4 protein-coding genes and 1 pseudogene are annotated in these 4,061 nt (G+C 71.5%); 1 reads left to right on the forward strand and 4 read right to left on the reverse strand.

Annotation, left to right across the window (positions count from 1 at the left end; all coding sequences use genetic code 11):
• The 3 genes and pseudogenes from A9X05_RS06720 to A9X05_RS06730 all read right to left on the reverse strand — a co-directional run.
• Positions 1 to 343 (reverse strand): annotated as a pseudogene (locus tag A9X05_RS06720) (alpha/beta hydrolase); the annotation flags it as partial.
• A gap of 188 nt (positions 344 to 531) precedes the next feature.
• A complete protein-coding gene (locus A9X05_RS06725; RefSeq protein ID WP_067756775.1) occupies positions 532 to 1,200 on the reverse strand; it encodes an SAM-dependent methyltransferase in 669 nt (222 codons plus the stop codon).
• 223 nt (positions 1,201 to 1,423) lie between these two features.
• A complete protein-coding gene (locus tag A9X05_RS06730; protein WP_197498954.1) occupies positions 1,424 to 2,260 on the reverse strand; it encodes an alpha/beta fold hydrolase in 837 nt (278 codons plus the stop codon).
• Positions 2,261 to 2,337: 77 nt separating this feature from the next.
• Here A9X05_RS06730 and A9X05_RS06735 point away from each other — a divergent pair, with 77 nt between their 5' ends.
• Positions 2,338 to 3,237: an alpha/beta hydrolase gene (locus A9X05_RS06735; RefSeq protein ID WP_067756778.1), complete on the forward strand. Its 900-nt coding sequence runs from the start codon at positions 2,338 to 2,340 to the stop codon at positions 3,235 to 3,237.
• Positions 3,238 to 3,244: 7 nt separating this feature from the next.
• On the opposite strand, the gene A9X05_RS06740 is transcribed toward A9X05_RS06735, so the two are convergent.
• A partial coding sequence (locus A9X05_RS06740) for an amidohydrolase family protein (protein WP_156736528.1) occupies positions 3,245 to 4,061 on the reverse strand: 817 nt, incomplete at its 5' end.

Below are 4,061 nucleotides of genomic sequence, written 5' to 3' on the forward strand. Positions count from 1 at the left end.
GCTGGCGCATCGCGTCCCAGATCGGCGGCGTCCGTACCGCCGCGGGCCATTCCAGCTCCAGGTCGGCGGCCGACACGATGCCCCGCAGCGCCGCGACGGACACGTCCTGAATGCTGACGTCATCGCCGCGCAGCGACTCGGCGGCTTCCTTCGCCTGACGCGGCTTGGTCATGCCGGAGAGGAAGTCGGGTGCGTGCCGGGCGCCCCAGATGCCCATCGCCGTGAGGCCGCCCAGGGGCTCGAGGTGCTTGCCGACCACCGGCAGCGACGCACCCGCGACGCTCAAGGCCAGCGCGTAGTCGCCGGGACGTGCCCGCAGCAACCATTTCGCGCACGAAGTCATACTCGGCCTCCTTGCCGTCGTGTGAGGGCAGCGTACCCCCGGGGCCAGGTCCGAAACTGACGTTTGCGTCGACCCATCATCCGGCGTCGGAAACACGCTGGGGCTGCGGTTGCCGTGTGCCGATTTGCCGTGCTCGCGGAGACGGCGGCGTTTGCCATTCGACCAAGAGACGGCCGGCCGCGACACGCTCACATGGACGCCAGACACGCGATTACGCGATCGCCGATCAGACGGAGACCGGTCAGCGTCAGACCGACCTGCGCCGCGAGCGCCGCGGCGCTGTCCACGCCGACCGACGCCCACCGAAACCAGGGTCCGACCTCGCCCGCGGACTCCAGCCGGACCCAGCGCGCACGGATGCCGATGTTCTCGGCGTCGAATTCGGCGACGCACCGCCCGCCCCGGGCCAGCAGCTCTGCCGCCCGTCCCAGGATGCGGCACGGGTCTCCGCCGAGGCCGACGTTGCCGTCGACCAGCAATACCGTCTGCCAAAGACCCATGCCGGGCAGCGGGTCGAACACATCGCCCAGCAGGGCCGGCGCGCCGCCGCGTCCCGCCAGCCGAATCGCGGCGACGGAGCGGTCGATGCCCAGGGCCGGTATCCCCCGCTGGATCAGCCGGGCCACCAGTCTGCCCGGGCCGCAACCCAATTCGATCGTCGGCCCGGTGCACATCTGGGTGACGGCTTCGTCGAAGACTTCGTCGAAGGCGTCCTCAGATCCATCACCGGGACATACGTCGTCGGGACATCGCACCCCCAACCAGCGGTGCGCCGGGAGCGGCCGCAGCTCCCCGTCGTCGTGGCGAATCCAACATCGCTCGCCGCCGAGTGCCTGATCGTAGAGATGACCCAGCATTCACGTCCCTCGCGTCCTGCCCGCCCGGGCGGTCCACGCTCGGTCCCGGTGAGGGACGTTGCGACGACGAAACGCTGACGCGTGCCGCGCTCGCCAGCATTCCACCGATACCCCGATCTTCGTGCGGCTAATCCACCGCCTTTGGGCTACGCGCCAGGGCGCGGAATGGTTCAGTCCCGCCGGGGATTCGGCAGAACTCCCTTGCCACACGCGTTCTCGCGGATCAAGCGGGGGCGCCGAACAGGAAGGCCTCAAGTACGTCGTTGACCCGGGCGGGGTCTTCCAGCGCCGCCAGGTGCGCGATGCCGTCGAGCACGCGAAACGACGCACCGGGGATCGACTCCGCCATGGCCCGAGTCTCCGCGACGGGAAAAGTGGCGTCCTCCGCGCCGGCGACCACCAGGACCGGGGCCGCGATGGTTCCCAGCAGCGCGTGCTGGTCGGGCCGGGCGGGGACCACGCTGCGGACCGCCCAGCGGGCCGAATCGATGTCGACCGCCCGCAGGCCGGCGCGCACGGTCTCGACCACGTCCGGCCGGGCGCGCAGCGTCGTCGGGCCGAGGAACGCGCGCAGGGCCGACCGCGTCAGGGGCGGCCGGATGCCGCCCAGCAGCGCCGCCGCGCGCAACATGGCCGCGTATTTCGCCTTCTGAACGGCGCCCGCCTTCGACGCCGTGCAGTTCATCAGGACGGCGCGGTCGAGGCGATCGGGGTGCAGCGCCGCGAACGTGGCGCCGATCATGCCGCCCCAGGAATTGCCGACGAAGTGGGCCTTCTCGATGCCGAGCCCGTCCAGCAGGTCGACGACGCAGCTCGCGCAGTCGGTGAACGTGAAGGCCGACCGGAGCGGCTCGCTGCCGCCGTGGCCGGGCGGGTCGATCAGCACCAGGCGGTGGCTCGCCCCGAACCGGGCGGCCTGGCCGGACCACAGGTCCCCGGTCATCAACAGGCTGGGCCACAGCAGCACCGCGGCGCCGGTGCCCGGGCTGACCTGCACGCGTATCTTGCCGAGCGCGGTGTCGACGAACCGCGCAGCGAGCCTCGGGACGTTCCCGGTCACGTTTGCCTCCCATGTCCGACCCCCGCGTATCACTGATAGCAGGCCGCGCGGTTTTCCGCGTCGGTGATACTGATGCGGTGCCGAACGCCGATGTTCACCCTGACCTGCAGCGGATCGCCCGATTCGCCCCGCGCCGACTCGTCGGTCCCCGCACGCTGCCGCTGATGCGGGCCGGGATCGCGTTGCGCAGCCGCCTCAGCAAGCCCGTCCGCGATGTCGAGGTCATCACGCTGGGTTCGGGGGCCGGCGTCCGGCTGTTCCGGCCGGCCGGCGTCGCGGGACCGGCCCCGGCGCTGCTGTGGATCCACGGCGGCGGATACGTGATCGGCACCGCCGAACAGGACGACCGGCTCTGCAGTGGGTTCAGCCGCCGGCTGGGCATCACCGTCGCATCGGTGGAATACCGCCTGGCGCCCGAACATCCGTACCCGGTGCCGCTGGAGGACTGCTATTCGGCGTTGACCTGGCTGGCGAATCTGCCGTCCGTGGACCGGTACCGGGTGGCCATCGGCGGGGCCAGCGCCGGCGGCGGCCTGGCCGCGGCCCTGGCGCTGCTCGCCCGCGACCGCGCCGAGGTGAGCCCCGCGTTCCAGCTGCTGACGTATCCGATGCTCGACGACCGCAGTTCGGCCACCGCCCCCAGCTCGAACTATCGGCTGTGGGACAACCGCAGCAACCAGTTCGGCTGGTCGGCGTATCTCGGCGACGCCGACCCGCAGGTCGCGGTGCCGGGGCGGCGCGACGACCTGAGCGGGCTGCCGCCGGCCTGGATCGGAGTCGGCACGCATGACCTGTTCCACGACGAGGACCTGGCGTACGCGGACCGGCTGACGGCCGCCGGGGTGCCGTGCCAGGTCGAGACGATCCCGGGCGCCTTCCACGGCTTCGACCTGATCGTGCCCAAAGCGCAAGTGTCGCAGCGTTTTTTCGACAGCCAGTGTGCAATGCTGCGCGCCGCCCTGGCCACCGCGCCGTGATCGCCGGTCACATCGAGAAGTAGACGAGTTCACCGCCGATGATGGTGGCCGCCACCATGCCTGCGTCGAGCTCGGCCAGCGCCGTCGCCGGCGGCTCGCTCAGCACACAGAGGTCCGCCGGCTCTCCGACCGCCACGGTGCGCGGCTGGCCCGGCCGGTCCGGCCGGCCGAGGAACATCGTCAAAGCCTCTCGGGCGGAGACACATTCGTTGGGGTTCAGCACGGCGCCGCTGACAGTGGTGCGGTGGACGGCGGCGCGCATCGCCGTCCAGGGGTCGCCGTGGCCGAACGGCATGTCGGTGGACAGGGCCACCGGCACCGTCGCCTCCAGCAGGGAGGCCACCCGCCACAGCTCGGGTTGCTCGGCGGTGGGGACGTCGGCGAGGTAGTGGTCGCCGCGCTCGGCAACGAGGTTGGGTTGCGTCACCACGGTGACACCCAGCTCGGCGAGGTCGGCCACGTTGTCCTGCGGCACCACGGCGGCGTGCTCGATCCGATCTCGTGGATGGCTGCCGGCCGACCGCAGCGCGGCGATGGTGACCACCAGCTGGGCCGCGGTCACGCAGTGCACGGCGACGGGCCTGCCCGTGTCGTGGTGGTCTCCGATCCAGTCCGTCAGGGCGTCGAGGTCGAGGCGGTCGTCGTGCAGGATGATCTTGCCCGGGGACAGGAAACTCGGTCGTGGCCGGAACTCGCCGTGCCGGTGCGCCACCACGAGCGACACCATGTCGTCGGCGTCGAGGTCCGGGGTGGCGTCGGTGACGCCGGTGACGCCGGTGGCGGTGATTCGCCGGCTCAGCTCCGCCAGGTCGCTCTCGCGCCGC

Origin of the sequence: Mycobacterium sp. E3298 (assembly GCF_001666895.1) — a bacterium.
In the GTDB taxonomy this organism is placed as follows: Bacteria; Actinomycetota; Actinomycetes; order Mycobacteriales; family Mycobacteriaceae; genus Mycobacterium.